This is a genomic window from Coleofasciculus sp. LEGE 07092 (assembly GCF_015207375.1).
In the GTDB taxonomy this organism is placed as follows: Bacteria; Cyanobacteriota; Cyanobacteriia; order Cyanobacteriales; family Coleofasciculaceae; genus LEGE-07092.
Genome location: NZ_JADEWY010000138.1, coordinates 1 through 16,252, shown reverse-complemented (window position 1 = coordinate 16,252; position 16,252 = coordinate 1). Strand labels below are relative to the sequence as shown.

Annotated in this window: 15 protein-coding genes and 2 pseudogenes; 6 read left to right on the top strand and 11 right to left on the bottom strand. The window is 46.1% G+C overall.

Going from position 1 to position 16,252, the window contains the following annotated elements; genetic code table 11:
- Positions 1 to 1,773 (bottom strand): annotated as a pseudogene (locus tag IQ257_RS24800) (hypothetical protein); the annotation flags it as partial.
- A 262-nt stretch (positions 1,774 to 2,035) separates the two neighbouring features.
- Here IQ257_RS24800 and dxr point away from each other — a divergent pair.
- Together dxr and IQ257_RS31685 are read left to right on the top strand one after the other, a co-directional pair.
- Positions 2,036 to 3,223: pseudogene (dxr, locus tag IQ257_RS24795) on the top strand (1-deoxy-D-xylulose-5-phosphate reductoisomerase); the annotation flags it as partial.
- A gap of 33 nt (positions 3,224 to 3,256) precedes the next feature.
- Positions 3,257 to 3,724, top strand: coding sequence for a tetratricopeptide repeat protein (locus tag IQ257_RS31685; protein ID WP_228061003.1), 468 nt, complete (start codon positions 3,257 to 3,259; stop codon positions 3,722 to 3,724).
- 149 nt (positions 3,725 to 3,873) lie between these two features.
- Here IQ257_RS31685 and IQ257_RS24790 read toward each other — a convergent pair whose 3' ends face one another.
- The 7 genes from IQ257_RS24790 to rd all read right to left on the bottom strand — a co-directional run bounded on the left by IQ257_RS24790 (position 3,874) and on the right by rd (position 10,386).
- Positions 3,874 to 5,076 carry an aminotransferase class V-fold PLP-dependent enzyme gene (locus tag IQ257_RS24790; RefSeq protein ID WP_193879187.1) on the bottom strand — a complete coding sequence of 401 codons (1,203 nt, stop codon included), beginning with the start codon at positions 5,074 to 5,076 and terminating at the stop codon, positions 3,874 to 3,876.
- A 3-nt stretch (positions 5,077 to 5,079) separates the two neighbouring features.
- Positions 5,080 to 5,700, bottom strand: coding sequence for a hypothetical protein (locus tag IQ257_RS24785; protein ID WP_193879190.1), 621 nt, complete (start codon positions 5,698 to 5,700; stop codon positions 5,080 to 5,082).
- 198 nt (positions 5,701 to 5,898) lie between these two features.
- Positions 5,899 to 6,141 carry a hypothetical protein gene (locus IQ257_RS24780; protein WP_193879193.1) on the bottom strand — a complete coding sequence of 81 codons (243 nt, stop codon included), beginning with the start codon at positions 6,139 to 6,141 and terminating at the stop codon, positions 5,899 to 5,901.
- A 394-nt stretch (positions 6,142 to 6,535) separates the two neighbouring features.
- The gene (locus tag IQ257_RS24775) at positions 6,536 to 7,756 is read right to left on the bottom strand and encodes an acetate kinase (RefSeq protein ID WP_193879196.1); all 1,221 of its coding nucleotides are present in this window, start codon (positions 7,754 to 7,756) and stop codon (positions 6,536 to 6,538) included.
- A gap of 53 nt (positions 7,757 to 7,809) precedes the next feature.
- Positions 7,810 to 8,856, bottom strand: coding sequence for a UDP-3-O-(3-hydroxymyristoyl)glucosamine N-acyltransferase (lpxD, locus tag IQ257_RS24770; RefSeq protein ID WP_193879199.1), 1,047 nt, complete (start codon positions 8,854 to 8,856; stop codon positions 7,810 to 7,812).
- A 104-nt stretch (positions 8,857 to 8,960) separates the two neighbouring features.
- Positions 8,961 to 10,202, bottom strand: a complete 1,242-nt coding sequence (locus IQ257_RS24765) for an NAD(P)/FAD-dependent oxidoreductase (RefSeq protein WP_193879220.1) — start codon at positions 10,200 to 10,202, stop codon at positions 8,961 to 8,963.
- Between the two features lie 19 nt (positions 10,203 to 10,221).
- Complete coding sequence (rd, locus tag IQ257_RS24760) at positions 10,222 to 10,386, bottom strand: rubredoxin (protein WP_193879202.1); 165 nt, start codon at positions 10,384 to 10,386, stop codon at positions 10,222 to 10,224.
- Positions 10,387 to 10,453: 67 nt separating this feature from the next.
- Here rd and IQ257_RS31680 point away from each other — a divergent pair, with 67 nt between their 5' ends.
- The 3 genes from IQ257_RS31680 to IQ257_RS24750 all read left to right on the top strand — a co-directional run bounded on the left by IQ257_RS31680 (position 10,454) and on the right by IQ257_RS24750 (position 11,075).
- Positions 10,454 to 10,603: an element excision factor XisI family protein gene (locus tag IQ257_RS31680; protein WP_416207936.1), complete on the top strand. Its 150-nt coding sequence runs from the start codon at positions 10,454 to 10,456 to the stop codon at positions 10,601 to 10,603.
- Positions 10,604 to 10,661: 58 nt separating this feature from the next.
- Positions 10,662 to 10,787, top strand: a complete 126-nt coding sequence (locus IQ257_RS30880; RefSeq protein ID WP_265584565.1) for a hypothetical protein — start codon at positions 10,662 to 10,664, stop codon at positions 10,785 to 10,787.
- An 87-nt stretch (positions 10,788 to 10,874) separates the two neighbouring features.
- The gene (locus IQ257_RS24750; protein WP_193879205.1) at positions 10,875 to 11,075 is read left to right on the top strand and encodes a type II toxin-antitoxin system VapB family antitoxin; all 201 of its coding nucleotides are present in this window, start codon (positions 10,875 to 10,877) and stop codon (positions 11,073 to 11,075) included.
- A gap of 102 nt (positions 11,076 to 11,177) precedes the next feature.
- Here the strand turns inward: IQ257_RS24750 and IQ257_RS24745 are convergent, their stop codons facing one another.
- The gene (locus IQ257_RS24745) at positions 11,178 to 11,363 is read right to left on the bottom strand and encodes a hypothetical protein (RefSeq protein WP_193879208.1); all 186 of its coding nucleotides are present in this window, start codon (positions 11,361 to 11,363) and stop codon (positions 11,178 to 11,180) included.
- A 218-nt stretch (positions 11,364 to 11,581) separates the two neighbouring features.
- Between IQ257_RS24745 and IQ257_RS24740 the strand changes: the two genes are divergently transcribed.
- Positions 11,582 to 12,985 (top strand): NB-ARC domain-containing protein, encoded by a 1,404-nt coding sequence (locus tag IQ257_RS24740; protein ID WP_193879211.1) that lies wholly within the window; start codon positions 11,582 to 11,584, stop codon positions 12,983 to 12,985.
- A 64-nt stretch (positions 12,986 to 13,049) separates the two neighbouring features.
- On the opposite strand, the gene IQ257_RS24735 is transcribed toward IQ257_RS24740, so the two are convergent.
- Positions 13,050 to 13,955 (bottom strand): CoB--CoM heterodisulfide reductase iron-sulfur subunit B family protein, encoded by a 906-nt coding sequence (locus IQ257_RS24735; RefSeq protein WP_193879214.1) that lies wholly within the window; start codon positions 13,953 to 13,955, stop codon positions 13,050 to 13,052.
- A gap of 169 nt (positions 13,956 to 14,124) precedes the next feature.
- The gene (locus IQ257_RS24730) at positions 14,125 to 15,864 is read right to left on the bottom strand and encodes a putative bifunctional diguanylate cyclase/phosphodiesterase (RefSeq protein ID WP_193879217.1); all 1,740 of its coding nucleotides are present in this window, start codon (positions 15,862 to 15,864) and stop codon (positions 14,125 to 14,127) included.
- Positions 15,865 to 16,252: the final 388 nt, after the last annotated feature.

Below are 16,252 nucleotides of genomic sequence, written 5' to 3'. Positions count from 1 at the left end.
AGGTGGCGTGGGTTTATCGGGAATTGCAGAACCTCCGCCCCCACCTCCCCCCATCGATACTTCACCCCCACCGCCAGCGCCTTCTGCCAACGATGCCATTGCAGCATCCCGCTCAGAAGACTCTAACTCCACCTGCTCATTGGCAGCCGCCACCTCTGCCAGTTCAGCATCTTCTTCACCTTGACCCCCTGCCGTTTCATCTGCGGCTTCAGTCGCACCACCACCTGACTCCATCGCAGGGGCTGTGGCTGCAGTTTCAGCTCCCTCTACTGCTGGGGTGGCTGCTGGTGCTGCTGTTTGGGCTTCTGGAGTCGGGCTAATCTCTGGCTGAACTTCTGCTGCTGAGGTGGCTTGAGTTGCAGGCTGAGATTGAGGTACAGGCGGCTGGGCTATGGATTCTGTACTAACCTTCTCCCCTAGTTTCTCCTCACTTAAGGACTCAGGAACTTCAGTCTGTGCTGTCTCAGGTGTGGCGACTGTTGAGGGTTGAGAGACAGATTGTTCAGCCTTACTATTGACATTTGATGGTTTTTGTGTATCTATCGGATTGGAAGTAACTTGAGAAGTGGGAGTTGTGCTTTGCTGGCGATCGCTTGGTGTAACATTTAGGTTCTTTGCCTTCAGGGATGTAGTTTCTTCCGTTTCCTCTGGTAGCTTCTGCTGATCCTTGTTCGAGCTAATATAGGATGAGCTTTCACCTAGCTTTTGCGCCTCAACCGTTTTGGCGGCTTGCCCCCCTGCTGACGACTGTTGTGGCGCTTTGTCGAAGGTTGCTTCAGAGGTATACTCTCCTAGTTGCTTGGCTTCAAGGAATTCTGGTGTTGCTTGCTGCTCTTGGGGTTGTGTTTGCTGCTCCTTATTGGAGATAACTTCAAGGGTTTTCTCAGGAAGTTTCTTAGCTTCAAAAGCTTCACGTTCCTCTTCTTCTTGCTCAGACTGATTCTCCTGTTGACTTGTAACTAAAGACGATTGCTGTTCTATCCCCTTCCTCTGCACAGCCTTTTCCTCAGCTTCCGCTAACGGCTGCTTTTGTAATTCTTCCTCCTCAGTAATTTCCTTTCGCTGAAGAGTCTGATTTTGACCAACTGGCTCAACTTGAAGTTGATTCAACCGATTCAATACAGTATTAACAACGGGTGTCCTCTGTAGCTGATACTGATATTGGTTGTCCAACCTACCAAAGTTAACCTGTCTTTGTATTGATGATGGCGGTGTGCCTGGAGGATGGACGGGGATTTCTAAGAAATTGTTACAAAAATAGGGTTTTTGTTCAGGTTTAGCTTGTAATTCTGGTTTTTCCGCTTTATTATGGGTTTTATCTGTCTCGGTCTTAGGTATTACCTCATCTCCACCATCCGGCATTTTCTGGCGCTGAATGCTACCATCTGAGTTCGGTTCCTCGGATGCTTCTTCCTCAGATAGTTCCTGTCGCTGGATAGGCTCTTGCTGAAGTTCTGGTGAATTTACCTGAGTTTCTATTACATTGGCTCTTGGCGTTACCTGCTGCTGATACGGATGCGATAAGCCATTAAAGGTTAACTTACTCTGAATCGGTGGTGGCGGGGGTGGTGTACCTGGGGCATTAATGGGAATATTGGCGGCATTGTAACCAAAACGGGCGGCTCTTTCGAGTTGCTCTTGGATGGATGCCGTTTCCTGTTGAGCTGAGGAGGGTTTTGGGGCGGGGAAAGGTCGCCTCTGGAGGGGATTCGGCACTGGCGTCGAATTGGACTGGAAGGAAGCTTTTTTCCAGATTGGCTTTTGAGAAGACATCGCCAGCGCCTCTAACTCATTTCTAATCTCCCTATCTTATAAGTTTAATGGGGTCAAGACACTCAAGGTTTACAGAAGATTTATTAATTTTTGTTGAAAAGTGCGATCGCACAACTAACGAGCAACTTTAATATTCCCTATTCTCACTCCCTACTCCCTTTCTCAACATTACGGTTTAGAACCCAACTGGATATGAACTCGATGGAGAACGATCCCAAAGAACCTTATAGTAAGAGGAGCGGCGAATTCTTAAAAAACTCTTGTGAAAGCGATTACTCTCCTCGGCTCCACGGGCTCCATCGGCACTCAGACTCTCGATATTCTGACTCAGTATCCCCACCAATTCCGGTTAGTGGGATTGGCAGCACGGCGTAATGTTGAGGTGTTGGCGGCTCAGATTCGGCAGTTTCGACCGGAAATTGTCGCTATCTGTGATGAAACGAAATTGCCAGACCTGAAAGAAGCGATCGCTGACCTTGACCCTCAACCTATTCTAGTAGCAGGGGAAGCAGGGGTGGTAGAAGTTGCCCGTTACGGGGATGCAGAAGCGGTGGTAACGGGTATTGTAGGGTGTGCGGGGTTGCTACCTACAATTGCGGCGATTGAAGCGGGTAAAGATATTGCTTTAGCAAATAAGGAAACGCTGATTGCTGGGGGACCTGTAGTTAATCCTCTTATCGAGAAACATGGGGTTAAACTGTTACCCGCTGATTCCGAACATTCTGCTATCTTTCAATGTCTTCAGGGAGTGCCAGAGGGAGGGTTGCGGCGAATTATTCTCACGGCGTCTGGGGGTGCATTCCGGGATTTGCCTGTGGAAAAGTTAGCCCAAGTGAAAGTGGCAGATGCACTGAAGCATCCTAACTGGTCGATGGGACAGAAGATTACGGTAGATTCTGCTACCTTAATGAATAAGGGATTGGAAGTAATTGAGGCTCACTTCCTCTTCGGTATGAATTACGATAACATCGATATCGTTATCCATCCCCAAAGTATTATTCACTCGTTAATTGAGTTGCAAGATACATCAGTGTTGGCGCAGTTGGGGTGGCCCGATATGCGCTTACCGCTACTTTATGCCTTGTCGTGGCCCAATCGCATTTATACCGATTGGGAGCCTTTAGATTTAGTGAAAGCTGGGAATTTAACCTTCAAGGAACCCGACCATCACAAGTATCCTTGTATGCAATTAGCCTATGCAGCCGGTCGCGCTGGGGGTTCGATGCCTGCGGTATTGAATGCGGCAAATGAGCAGGCGGTGGCGCTATTTTTGGAGGAGAAAATCCAATATTTAGATATTGCCCGTTGTATTGAATATGTTTGCGATCGCCACCAAGCAGATAACTGTGCGAATCCGTCGTTAGATGATATTCTGGCGGCAGATAAATGGGCAAGACAAGAAGTTTTAGCGGTAAGTAAATTACTGGGTCAAAACAATCGCTTTATTTCATCAACCTCTACAGAGAAAACAAAAGCTAAAGACTTGCACAACCAGGGAGTTGATAAGGCTGACAAAAAAGATTACAAGGGCGCACTCGATAAATTTACTCAAGCACTAGACATCAATCCTAATAATGCTGATAGTTACGTTTCTCGAGGTGTTGTTCACTTAAAACTAGGAAATGTTCAAAAAGCCGTTGTAGATTACAATCAAGCAATTTCGATTGACCCTAATAATTCTAAAGCCTACTACAATCGCGGAAATGCCCGTCGCCGACTTGGAGATAATCGAGGAGCGATCGCCGATTATAACCAAGCGCTCCAAATTGCGCCAAACTATTCCGCAGTTTATCACAACCGAGGTCGTACTTATGCCGATTTAGGAGATACCCAGAAAGCCGTGGCAGATTTGGATTTAGCGGCTAACCTATTTCTTGAACAAGGAGATATTGAGAACTATAAGAACTCAATAAATTCTTTAGATTATTTCAGAAAGTACACCATGCCCTAACAATTCAGCGTTGGAGTTTTCTACAACTGTAGATGCTTTTTTCGGCTTCCTAAAGGATAGTCTGCCTGTGCAGGCTGATGAAAATCAAGAAATGTTTCACCAGGGAAGATAGGTTTTGTCTGTATAGCCCCAGATTTCCAGGTAGCGGGTTATCCTAACTGTAACTGCAAAAGTGCATCAGCTAAATACTCGTACTGCTGCTGGCAGTTATACAACTGAGCCGACATTCGCATGATTAACTTAAAAGGCGTACTCCAATAATTGATCGGCACTTCAATATTAAATCGCTCAAACAAAATATCCTGTAATACGGGCACTCCCCGCAGTTGTTCACCTTCATATTTACACAACACATCCGGTAACGGTACAACCGCCATTGAACCAATCATCTCCTCCGGACAAGGCGGCAATACTCCTAACTTTTCACATAGCAACTGCCTCGCTGCCAGTGCCTGCGAGTGATTTTTCGCCATCAACTCCAACCATCCCCCCGGTAACAGCGAACCCAAAAACGCGATCGCTTCTGGTACACATAGATAAGCGCTTGGATCATCACTTCCCATCCAATCAAATTCCAGTTGGAAGCGCGACTTGTCTGTGCGGTGAGAATTAGCACCGTGACTAATTGTTAACGGACGAATTTCCGATTGCTTGTGGCGCTGCACGTAGAGAAACGCTGCACCTTTGGGCGCACATAACCATTTATGGCAGTTGCCAGTATAGTAAGTTGCCCCAATCTCGTGCAGGTTAAGCGGTAACATTCCCGGTGCGTGAGCACCATCAACTAGGGTATCTACCCCCCTTTGGGTTAGCTGACTCACCAGTTGCTGAATGGGTAAGACTAATGCCGTTTGGCTGGTAACGTGATCTAAAAGTGCCAGTCGGGTTTTAGGGGAAACCTTTGCCAATACTGCATTAATGACTTCATCAGGAGAGTGTAGGGGAAACGGCACTTGCGCTACCACTACCGTTGCGCCAGTACGACTGGCTACAAAGTTGAGGGCATTACGGCAGGCGTTGTATTCTAGATTGGTGGTTAGTAATTCATCCCCCGGCTGAAACGAGAGCGATCGCAACACCGCATTCACCCCTGTGGTAGCATTGGGAACAAATACTAATTCTTCCGAATCGGCACCCACAAAAGCCGCTACCTGACTCCGGGCTTTATCCAATAACGGCTCAAATTCCCGCATAAAAAACCGAAGGGGTTGCTGTTCCAGTTGCTTTCGCCATTGCTGCTGCGCGTCTAGCACTGGCAGGGGAACCGCACCAAAGGCACCATGATTGAGAAAGGTAACACGTTGATCGAGTGACCAAAATTCTACCCAAGAACTGGGTGCAACGCTGTCCATGGGTTATGAAGTCCGATTTTTGCCATTTTTAGGAGTGTCTGGCGATGTTTTAGCCGTTGGCTCAGGCTCTGCCTTATCCACTGTACCAGGGATGCGATCGCTCTCTGTCTCAACGCTTGCTAATGCGGGTTCTAGAACAGTCCAAGCCTCTTGAGCTACGGGTAGAAACTTATCACGAGTGGCTTTCGCTTCGGCAAATTTAATTAATGTCTTCGCAAAATGCTTATCCGTCGCCTGCTGCATTTGTTCGGGGGTTAGGGGTTCGGGACGAAATAATGCTTCAATTAAAGGACGCAATTCTAACGCTTGCTGCTGTACTTCCTCTAAGCTGACTCTCAAACTCGCTAAATTAGCGATCGCTTTTACCGCTTGGATAATCTCAGGTTCATCCTCCTCAGATTCATCGGTTGGGGGGGGTTCAACCAAAACCAAATCTTCAATACTCAACCCATCGGCAAAACTATCGACGCTCAGACTAGTATCTTCTGGATCATCCATGCGGCGTTGAATTTCTTCAATTGCCTTTTTGCGGGTGCGTTCGCTGTCGCTTCTGCCGCTGACTTCGACGAAAAAACCCACTTCTTTTAAATCATTCGTCGTATACCGGAGTGTGGCTTTTGGCATGATATTTGGGTAGAGGGTAATCGCCTAAATTATAGGGTAATCATTTTCAACTAAAATGGCGTTCTACACAAATAAGGGAGCGATGGCACTCTCGCTCCCTTGCTATTCCCGTAATGGATAAATACCCTGATCGCTTAGTCCGGTTCTAGACTATCGATTAATGGGGTACTATTCTAAAATGGTCTTAATAGGCTTTTTTCATACCATGCTCAACTGACTGCTCAAAATTTGCTGAATTTTTGGCTGAAAGTATTCTTCTATATGGTTCTGAAGCCGTTCAAGGGCTGTCAACAACCGCCGCCTGTCTGGTAGAGATAAGTCTCTCATGAGCTCCTCTGCTTCTTCTAGAATGCGCTCTTGAGCTTCTGGAATCAGATTTATCCAGTTCGTCGGCATTACATTGCGCTCTACGATAGTTAGCTTCCAGTGATATTCAGGCATCTGCTACTCTTCTGTAACGTTCCACTAGCTTTACTTCAAGACTGGGTTCGTTATTTCCGGATAGTTTTTTTAATCAATTAGGGGGATACAACGAGCTGCCCGTCTTGAGGTTACAGTTAGTGTTCCCTTCAAATCAGTGCCAGTAACAAGAGCAGGCTCCAAAATTGGAATTTTACGAGAAGGGATGACGAGCCGTTATTTCCTGGAAGCCAACAAGATACCCCCCACTGTCAATTTCTGAACCTGGGATATTCCTGAGACGTGAGAGAGTAGAGAGCCAAGTTTTTTTGGCAATACCGTTATCGCTCTTCCATCACTCTCATGAAAGAATAAGAAGGTAGTGAGCCACTAACAAGTTCACCGGATCGGTTTTGGAGGTGCTTTTAAGTGGGTTTCAAGGGCTGCCAGTTTGAGCCAATTTCCAGCACTCTTGCGCTATTGCCCAATCTTCTTGTGTCTTCACCACAAGCACCCGAACAGGTGAATCTGGGGTGGCAACATCTTCATCAGCAGGGGAATCGTTATTTTTCTCGTAGTTGAGTTTCAACCCCAGAAATTCAAACGCTCCACAGGCACCAGCCCTTACAGGTGCAGCATTTTCGCCAACGCCGCCAGAAAAGACCAAAGCGTCCAATCCTCCCAGAGACGCCAGCATAGCGCCGATGTGCGATCGCAAACTGTGAATATAAATATCAAACGCCAACTGAGCGCGATCATGTCCCTCTGCCATCAACTTACTGATTTGGCGCATATCGCCGCTGATACCAGAAATCCCCTTTAATCCCGACTGCTTGTTGAGAATATGGTTCAATTTTTCCGCGTCGCTACCTTGCCGCAGCAGGTGAATTAAAATACTGGGATCAACGGAACCGGAACGACTGCCCATCATCAAGCCTTCCAGGGGAGTATAACCCATCGTCGTATCCACACAAACCCCGTGGCGAACGGCTGCCAAGGAGCAACCATTCCCCAAATGACAGGTAATCAGTCGCAGGGATTTTACCTCTTTTCCCAACAACTGGGCGGCACGGGACGCCACATACTGATGACTGATACCGTGGAAACCGTAGCGGCGAATTCCCTTCTCCAGCCATTCATAGGGACCGGGGTAAACCGCAGCAGCTAGGGGCAACTGACTGTGAAACGCTGTGTCAAACACCGCCACTTGCGGCACGTCTCCCAGACTATTTTCAATCGCCTCAATGCCTTCTAAGTTCACTGGGTTGTGTTCAGGGGCAAGGGCAGACAAACGGTTAATGGCTGATTTTACCTCCGGCGTGATTGGTGTTGCCTCGCGGTACTCTTGACCCCCATGAACCACGCGATGTCCAACGATGTCAATTTCACTAAGCTGGCTAATGACTTGGGTACTGCCGCGCCAGAGGGTATTGAGCATTTGAGCGATCGCTTTTTGTCGCTCCTCTACTGGCAATTCTTCCTCCAGAGATGCTCCTGTGGCTGTTTCAACTTGCAAAAGTGCTGCATTGGATTTCCCCGTCCAGTCAATTTTGGCTTCCCATAAGGGGGCTATCGGCGAGTTAGGTAAGGCTTCACCTAGCTCGTATAAGCAACTTTTCTGGCTGCTCGATCCTGCATTCAGTATCAAGATCTTCATAGAACTACCTGAATTCTGTTAATTTTATTCAACTTAGCGAGTTTCTTACTCCTTTATCCCTTCTGCCGCTGAAATCGCTTTAGGGTTTGATACATCTCCGGAAGACGATTGTAAATGGCAGATACTTTAAGAAACACTTTGTGAGGAACTGCCGGAGTTCCACTTACAATTGCTCCGGGTTCAACATCATTATGAATCCCCGTTTTGGCAGTAGCGATCGCACCCTCTCCTATTTTCGCCTGATTAGCCACCCCTACTTGACCTGCAAGAATCACGCGATTGCCAACTTTTACACCTCCTGCCAAACCTACTTGCGCTGCTATAGCGCAGTTCTCTCCTACTTGGCAGCCATGACCGATTTGTACTAAATTATCAATCTTGGTATTTCGACCAATCCGGGTTTCTCCCACGGCGGGGCGGTCAATCGTACTGTTGCAACCCACTTCCACACCATCTTCAAGTACCGTACAGCCAGACTGTTCCATTTTCAACCAACCTTCCGGCGTCGGCACAAAGCCAAACCCTTCTCCACCGATAACGACACCACTGTGAATCACGCAATCGGCACCAATGCGGGTGCGCTCGTGGATAGTACAGTTGGCGTGCAACACCGTGCGATCGCCAATGTGTACGTCTGGATAAATTACCACATTTGCATGAATGCAGACGCGATCGCCAATTTTTACTCCTGCCTGCACGACTGCATGAGCACCAATATAGACATCCTTCCCTAACTGAGCATCTGGATGAATAACAGCAGTAGGGTGGATTTCTGGTGCAGGTTGCCAGGGTTTATAGAATAGAGCGATCGCTTGAGCAAACACCAATCGTGGTTCAGATGCCCCAATCCAGGCAATGCCCCTTTCATTGGCTTGTGCTTGTAACCTTTCATCCAAGGGCAAAATTAAGGCAGAAGCCCCTGTTTTACCAACCCAAACAGCAAACTTAGCTCCCTCAATGTAACTGAGGGTGTTGCTGGCAGCTTCATCAATAGGGGCAATACCGCTAATTTTTGGGTCAAGTTCCGGTTTAATGCTCAGACTACTGCACGTTACTGCATTACCCAACATTTCTACAATGTCGCTGAAGTTTAATTCCATAAAATTACTTTTTTGTCAATAGAAAGTAAAAGTTAAGTATCGCCTCGACCTATTCCTGCATCTGATAATAATAATTTGACTTCTGTCTCCTGTCTTCTTGACCGTTATTTTCCCATCGCCTGACCCGCTAACCAACCAGTTGTCCAGGCACTTTGAAAGTTAAACCCACCTGTAATACCGTCAATATCCAGGACTTCCCCAGCAAAGTAAAGACCTGGAACCAGACGGCTTTCCATTGTCTTAAAATTCACTTCTTTTAAATTAACGCCACCACAGGTCACAAATTCTTCCTTAAAGACGCCTTTGCCCTTAATTAGATAACGTCCTTGAGTCAGTTCTTGAATCAATTGATTTAGCGCTTTATTCGATAACTCCGCCCAACGAACTTGTTCTCCAATACCGACACTAGTGACTAAACTCTGCCAAAGGCGCTTGGGTAAGGGAATCGGGGAATTAGTTGCAACTTGGCGTCGCGGGGATTGGGACTTAACTGACAGCAGCAGTTGGCGTAAGCTTTCCTGGTTATATTGAGGAAGCCAATTTACGAGTAGGGGTGTCTGATAATGATGGTCGTGTAGAAATCTAGCACCCCAAGCAGAAAGTTTAAGGACTACAGGACCACTTAGCCCCCAATGGGTAATTAGCAAAGGTCCTGTTTGTTCCTTGAGAGTTTTCCCCGCGTCTGGTAATCGCAAACAAACCTCATCAACACTAACCCCGGCTAAGTCTTGCAAGCGAGGGTCTGAGATATTAAAGGTAAATAGGGAAGGAACGGGGGGTTCGATGTGATGACCTAATTGTTTAGCGATCGCATAACCGATGGGATTACTACCTGTAGCGAGAAGAATGCGATCGCACTCTAGTATCTCGCCATTTTTTAACCCAATCTGAAAAGGGAGTGGGGAGTGGGGAGTAGGGAGTAGGGAGATAGATTTTACTGATTTACCTGTGCGGATTTGAACTCCTGTGGCTGTTGCGGTGTCAAACAGGCAATCGACGATGGTTTGAGAATTATCGGTAACGGGAAACATTCGTCCGTCTGCCTCGGTTTTAAGATGGATGCCATGAGACTCAAACCAAGCGATCATATCTTTGGGTTGAAAACGAGTTAAAGCACCCCGCAGGGCTTTGCCACCCCTGGGGTATGCTTGTACCAAAAGGGCAGGGTCAAAACAGGCATGGGTGACATTACAACGTCCACCGCCAGAGATGCGCACTTTAGCTAAGGGCTTTGTAGAGGCTTCTAGTAATGTGACTTGAGTGTGGGGATGGGCTCTCGCACAGGTGAGTGCGCCAAAGAAACCAGCAGCACCACCACCAATGACTGCAATTTTAAGAGGCAAAATGCAATACTAACTACTTCTATTACGATTCTACGGGTTCAAAATCAGATTTGCCTGCCCCACAGACTGGACAAACCCAATCCTCTGGAATTTCCTCAAATGGTGTCCCTGGATCGATGCCACTATCTGGATCGCCTTCTTCTGGGTCGTATTCGTAGCCGCAAACCACACAAACATAACTTTTCATCGGCGTCTTCTCCTTATCAGGGTCAGTATATCCCTCTTTTGTCACTCTCAGAATTAAAAACTAAGAAATAAGGCAGATTAACCCTGAGAGAGAATTAATTAAATCTATTTTAGAAAAACACTCTCGCTGCGATTGTGAAGATCACGAAGTAGAGACTCAAATTGCTTTCGATATTGAACGCGATCGCTACCTCTGCAAGCATCTCTTCACAGGGTAATTATAGGAAGCGTTGAATCAGGGCAAGATTTGCCTGTCGCTGTTGGGATCTCGCCGCCATGTCAGTCAGTTCGCCTTTAACAATTGTGCGATCGCTCTTTCCTCATGCCATACTGAAAGCCTATGAATTTTGGGTTTCGACCCTCAGCCCAACCTACGGGAGAGACGCGATCACACTGAATTAGAAAACGATTTTTGTAGATGATTTTAGATAGAGCGATCGCTTACCATAGAGCTAAGATTACACCGATTAGCGTTCAGGATAACAATACATGGTAACTCCCCTCCAAATAGATCCAACTCTGCTTCGAGAAGCCCTGGCTTTGAGTAACCATCCAACAGCCACTGCATTGATTGAAGCCGCTTTACGCGAGTACATCCAACGTCGTAAACAACTGAAAGTATTGGAGTTGTTCGGTACTATTGACTATGAAGAAGAGTATAAATATAAGCAACAGCGACAAAGAATATAATGGTTATGGATAAAATTTTGACTAGAAAAAAGGTTGGGATTGTGTAATCCCAACCTTCTATCTCAAAGCTAATAGCTTTAACGAATTTTTGCTTTTTGTTTTTTACTCTTCTGCTTTAGCTTTCTTAAAAGCATAGTCACGAGACTTTCCTTCGTCACTGCTACAACCTTTGTATTCTTTACCACTCTCGTTATCGCGAACAGTCGTTTTGTATTCTTTTGGACCAAATCCCAATAGGGTATCACGGCTCTCAGTTTTTGAGTCGTAACGTGGTGTCTTTTTAGGCATGACTCAATCCTCTATATTTGGGAGTTACAAGTGAGTTACAAGTACAATGTTACTGACAGATTAAGGCTTATGTCTAGGCAAAGAATGTTCAATTTTGCTGAAAAATATTCCTAAATCTCACTGTTTTTAATCTAGTTTTGTACAAGGATGTACGACAATGTGCTAAAAATCGGAAAAATGTGAGCTATAATATAGTAAATTTCCCCTCTCCCAGCCAGATGAATCTTAAGGAAGTGTTACAACTCGCTGATGAGATAGTATTTACCAAAACGGGTCAACACCTTGATGATTTACAAGCAGCAGTACTACAGGGAACTCTGCAACGTGAAACATACAAGCAAGTAGCTAAAGAGTTTGACTGTTCTGAAAGTCGCGTTAGGGAAGTGGGAGCGCAATTATGGCAGATCCTTTCAGAGGAGTTAGGGGAAGAAGTTCATAAAACAAATTTTCGAGCAGCAATGGAGAGGTTGCAAGTTTCCATTGTTTCGCATTTTGCACAAGACTCTGTGCAAATAGGTTGCGTTCATTTTTGTAGAGAAACTTCACACCCTCCAGATATACCAAATTCAAATAATCAGGAAACATCTCACTCAAAACAACATCACGATTTAAGCGAAATGCCAGAGTTGGGTACTGTCTACGATTCGCCTACCGGCGATAGCTTCGCTTCACGCACACCCCAACTGGAAACCCTCAAAACCTGGATTTTAGAAGAACACTGTCGCCTAATAGCACTCACAGGTATCAACGGTATCGGCAAAACCACCTTAGCTGTGCAACTCGTACAACACATTAAAGATGAGTTTGAGTATGTAATTTGGTGCAGTCTAGAGACATCCCCTACCCTTACAGAACTTCAAGATAAACTGCTCCAGTTTTTCTCTCAGCCAGAAAAGGCAGATTCATCTGCAACTAACCAAAAACTCTTACCCCTAATTAAATATTTACAAAAATATCGCTGTTTAGTCGTATTAGATGACATTCACAACCTTTTCAGTAGCGGCGAATTGGCAGGAAAGTATAAACCAGGATACGAAGACTATCGCTCCTGTTTCAAACAGATAGAAAAGTTATCCCATCAAAGTTGCTTTCTGCTAATCGGTTGGGAACAACCCAGAGAACTGAATCAAGTCAAAACCCAAAATACTCCCATTCGCACCTTACAGCTCACTGGTTTAGATATTGCAGCCGGACGGGAAATACTGAGAGATTATGGATTAGCAGAAATCGACAACTGGGAAGCGCTTATCCACAGCTACCAAGGCAACCCGTTGTGGTTAAAGAGCGTTGCCACTCTGATTCAAGAGTTGGGAGGAGGCGTAACTGAGTTATTACCCGATGATACCCTCTTGTTGCCAGAAGATTTGAAAGATATTTTACAGCAGCAGTGCGATCGCTTATCCGAAATCGAAAAACAAGTTATCTCGCTGCTCGCTAAAGAAAGTGAACCAGTCAACCTAGCGCAATTGCTAGAAAAAGGTATAATTCCACCATCAGATTTACTCAACGCCCTGCAATCTTTATCACGGCGTTGCTTGATAGAACAACAAGCGAATTGTTACACTCTGCCACCTGTACTCAGGCAATGTCACTACAGATCTGGCGCAAATTGTCAAACATAATCCTAAAAGGAAGATGAGGAGAATAAGTGAGATTCTTCCCCACCTTCATTGCCCTAAATACCCCCTAAAACCCCAGCTTCTCCAACACTGAGCGCGTTGAAACAATATGCTTGCTCAAACCCAACTCTTTCGGTGGAACTCCTAGTGCTAGAGCAACCAACTGGGGTAAATGCAGCACAGGCAATCCCAGCTTGAGTCCGGTGGCGTTCTCTACTTCCGGTTGGCGGGAGTCGAGGTTAAGGTGGCACAAAGGGCAAGGTGTCACCATACAATCAGCACCCCCGTCAATTGCTTCCTTGATGTGCTTCCCTGCCATCTGGAACGCTTGCGCTGTGGCGTAGCTAGAAAGGGGCCAGCCGCAGCACTGAATCCGACCTGGGTAATAGATAGGTGTCGCCCCTACTGCCCGAAAGACGTTTTCCATCGCTTCCGGTTTAAACGGATTATCATAGGGCATTACTTTCTGTGCTCTCAACAAGTAACAGCCGTAGAAGGCGGCACACTTTAGCCCAGATAGCTTCCGAGTTACCCGTTCTTGCAAGGCTTCCAGCCCGTAATCGGTAACGAGCGCCCACAGTAAATGCTTGACTTCGGTGCTACCTTGATAGGGAGAACAGCTCTGTTTCTGGAGCAAGCCGTTAATTTGCTCAATATAGGCAGGATCGCTCTCTTGGAATTCCTTTAACCGCTCATCAACTTGACCGATTACTCCCTGACAGGTACTGCAATGAGTCAGCAGGGGTAGGTTAAGTTTTTCGGCGAGGGCGATATTACGGGCATTTACCGTATCTTCCAGCAGTCGGGAATCTTCTTTAAACGTGCCGGAACCGCAACAGGAGGCTTTTTTGAGTTCAACAAGTTCAATTCCCAGTGCCTGAGTCAGTGCCGCTGTGGACTGGTAAAGTTCCCGACAAGCTCCTAGGGCAACGCAGCCAGGAAAATAAGCATATTTTAAAGTTTGAGATGGCATAGCAGTTCAGTATGGGTTCTCAGGTGATTAAATCTTTCCCTCGCTCATCCTAACGAGTAGAACTGGTGAGTCCCGCTATCTCTTCAGAATATATTTTGAATACTCTACCCTAGATCTATAGCGTTTCTCACTTACATGAGGTGCAGTCCCATTCCCTACTCCCTACTCCCTATTCCCGACTCCCCAACAACGGCAGGCACTTCCCACTACTGAGCAACTCCCCAAAGGTTTGAGCTGACAACGGCGGACTAAACCAATAGCCCTGGATTTCATCACACTGATGCCCTTGTAAAAAAGCTAACTGGCTAGAAGTCTCCACCCCTTCGGCAACGACCTTCAGATTTAAACTGCGAGCCATTTGTAAAATAGCACTCGTAATCGCAGCATTTTTAGAATCTTCTGTTACTTGGCAGACAAAGGAACGGTCAATCTTCAACACATCAAAGGGAAATTGCCTCAGATAGCTCAACGAGGAATAGCCTGTACCAAAATCATCAATGGATATCCGGATGCCCAGTGTCTTTAACGCTTGCAATGTTGCGATCGCAGTTTCAGGATCTTGCATCAGCGTACTTTCGGTGAGTTCCAACTCTAAATAGCTCGGATCAAGTTCGCTGTCTCTGAGAATTTCTACAACTAAACGGTCTAAATGGGGTTGATTAAACTGATGCCCTGATAAATTAACCGCAACCCGCAACGGATAATAACCAGCTATTTGCCAAATTCGGGCTTGAGCGCACGCAGTTCTTAGTACCCATTCACCTAGGGGTACAATTAAGCCTGTTTTTTCCGCAACGGGAATAAACTCTGTCGGAGACACAGAACCCCGCTCCGAATGATGCCAGCGTACCAAGGCTTCTGCTCCTTCAATCTGTCCGGTAAGCAGATTGACTTTAGGCTGGTAATAGACTTGGAATTCTTCCCGCTCCAAGGCTTGACGCAGTTGTTGTTCGAGTAATAGCGCTTCTTGAGATTTGGCACCAATTGCAGCGATATAAAATTGATAGGGTTGCTTTCCCGACTGCTTGGCATCCTCTCTGGCAGCACTGGCGTGCTTGATTAGGGTATTCAAGTCACCACCATCGCGCCCAAACAAGGCAATACCAATCTGAGCCGTGAGCTGGATTTCATAGACACCTAGGCGGAAGGGTGACGAAAAGATATCTAGGAGAGCTTCGGTAATGGCTGTCACGTCTTGAGTGCGATCGCTCATTGCTAGGAGAATCACAAACTGCTCGGCTCCCACTTGAGCAACAGTATCGTGTTGGTTGAGGCAACTCAGCAACCGTTCGGCTACAGCTTGCAGCAACAAGTCACCACTCGCAGGTCCTAAGGTATGGTTAAGTTGGTTGAGTTGATCTAAACCGAGAGACAGAATCGGAATGGGTTTAGACTCAGCTTCGGTTTCAGCCACAAGGTGATTAAACCGCTCTTGCAATAAAAAGCGATTGGGAAGGTTAGTCAATTGGTCATAACGCAGTAGATAGCTCATCAAGGCTTCTGTCTGCTTCAGTTCCAAAGTATGCCGCCGCGTTAGCAATACCCGTTTTTGCAGTCGAGTCGCGATCGCTTCGAGGACTTCAGCTCTGGTAAAGGGTTTGGTGAGGTAATCATCCGCTCCCAAATTCATTGCCTGACGCACCTCGGCGCGATCGGCTTTAGCCGTCAGGAAAATAAAGGGAACGGTGGCAGTAACAGGGTTTTGTTGCAGAGTTTTCAACACCTGATACCCATCCAGTCCCGGCATTAAAATATCACAAATAATTAAATCAGGCTGCTCTTGGAATGCTAGCTGTACTCCACTATTCCCATTATCAGCATCGATAGCCTCGAATCCCTCCGCTACCATAAGTTTGAGCAGGTTAATTCGGATCGAACGTTCGTCTTCAATCACCAAAATTTTTGCCATAGCTGTGTTTAATTGGATACCTCACCCACTAAGAAGGCAATGGGTCAAATTAAAAAGGGTCAAGGAGTAATAATTCTTCCTTTTCCCTTTTAAAATTCTGTAGTCAGTAGAATAAAAAAGCAGGGTTGCCAGTCTAAATCGAACAAGTCATTGCTATCTATGTTAGCGTAGTTTTTCATTGTTTTGCACTAAAATTAATCGTATTTTTTAGTAAAATAGTATGAGTTTGTTTTCTAGGGGTTGGCATATCTTTTAGTAAAAAACAACAGAAATGGTGAGAGTTTATTAACTCTTATATTCTCTAATTAACCTTTATTAAAATTTCCCAAACTCTATCCGGTTATACTCCAGCCACCTTGGAATACTCCGAGTATATTCTCTCCTCCAT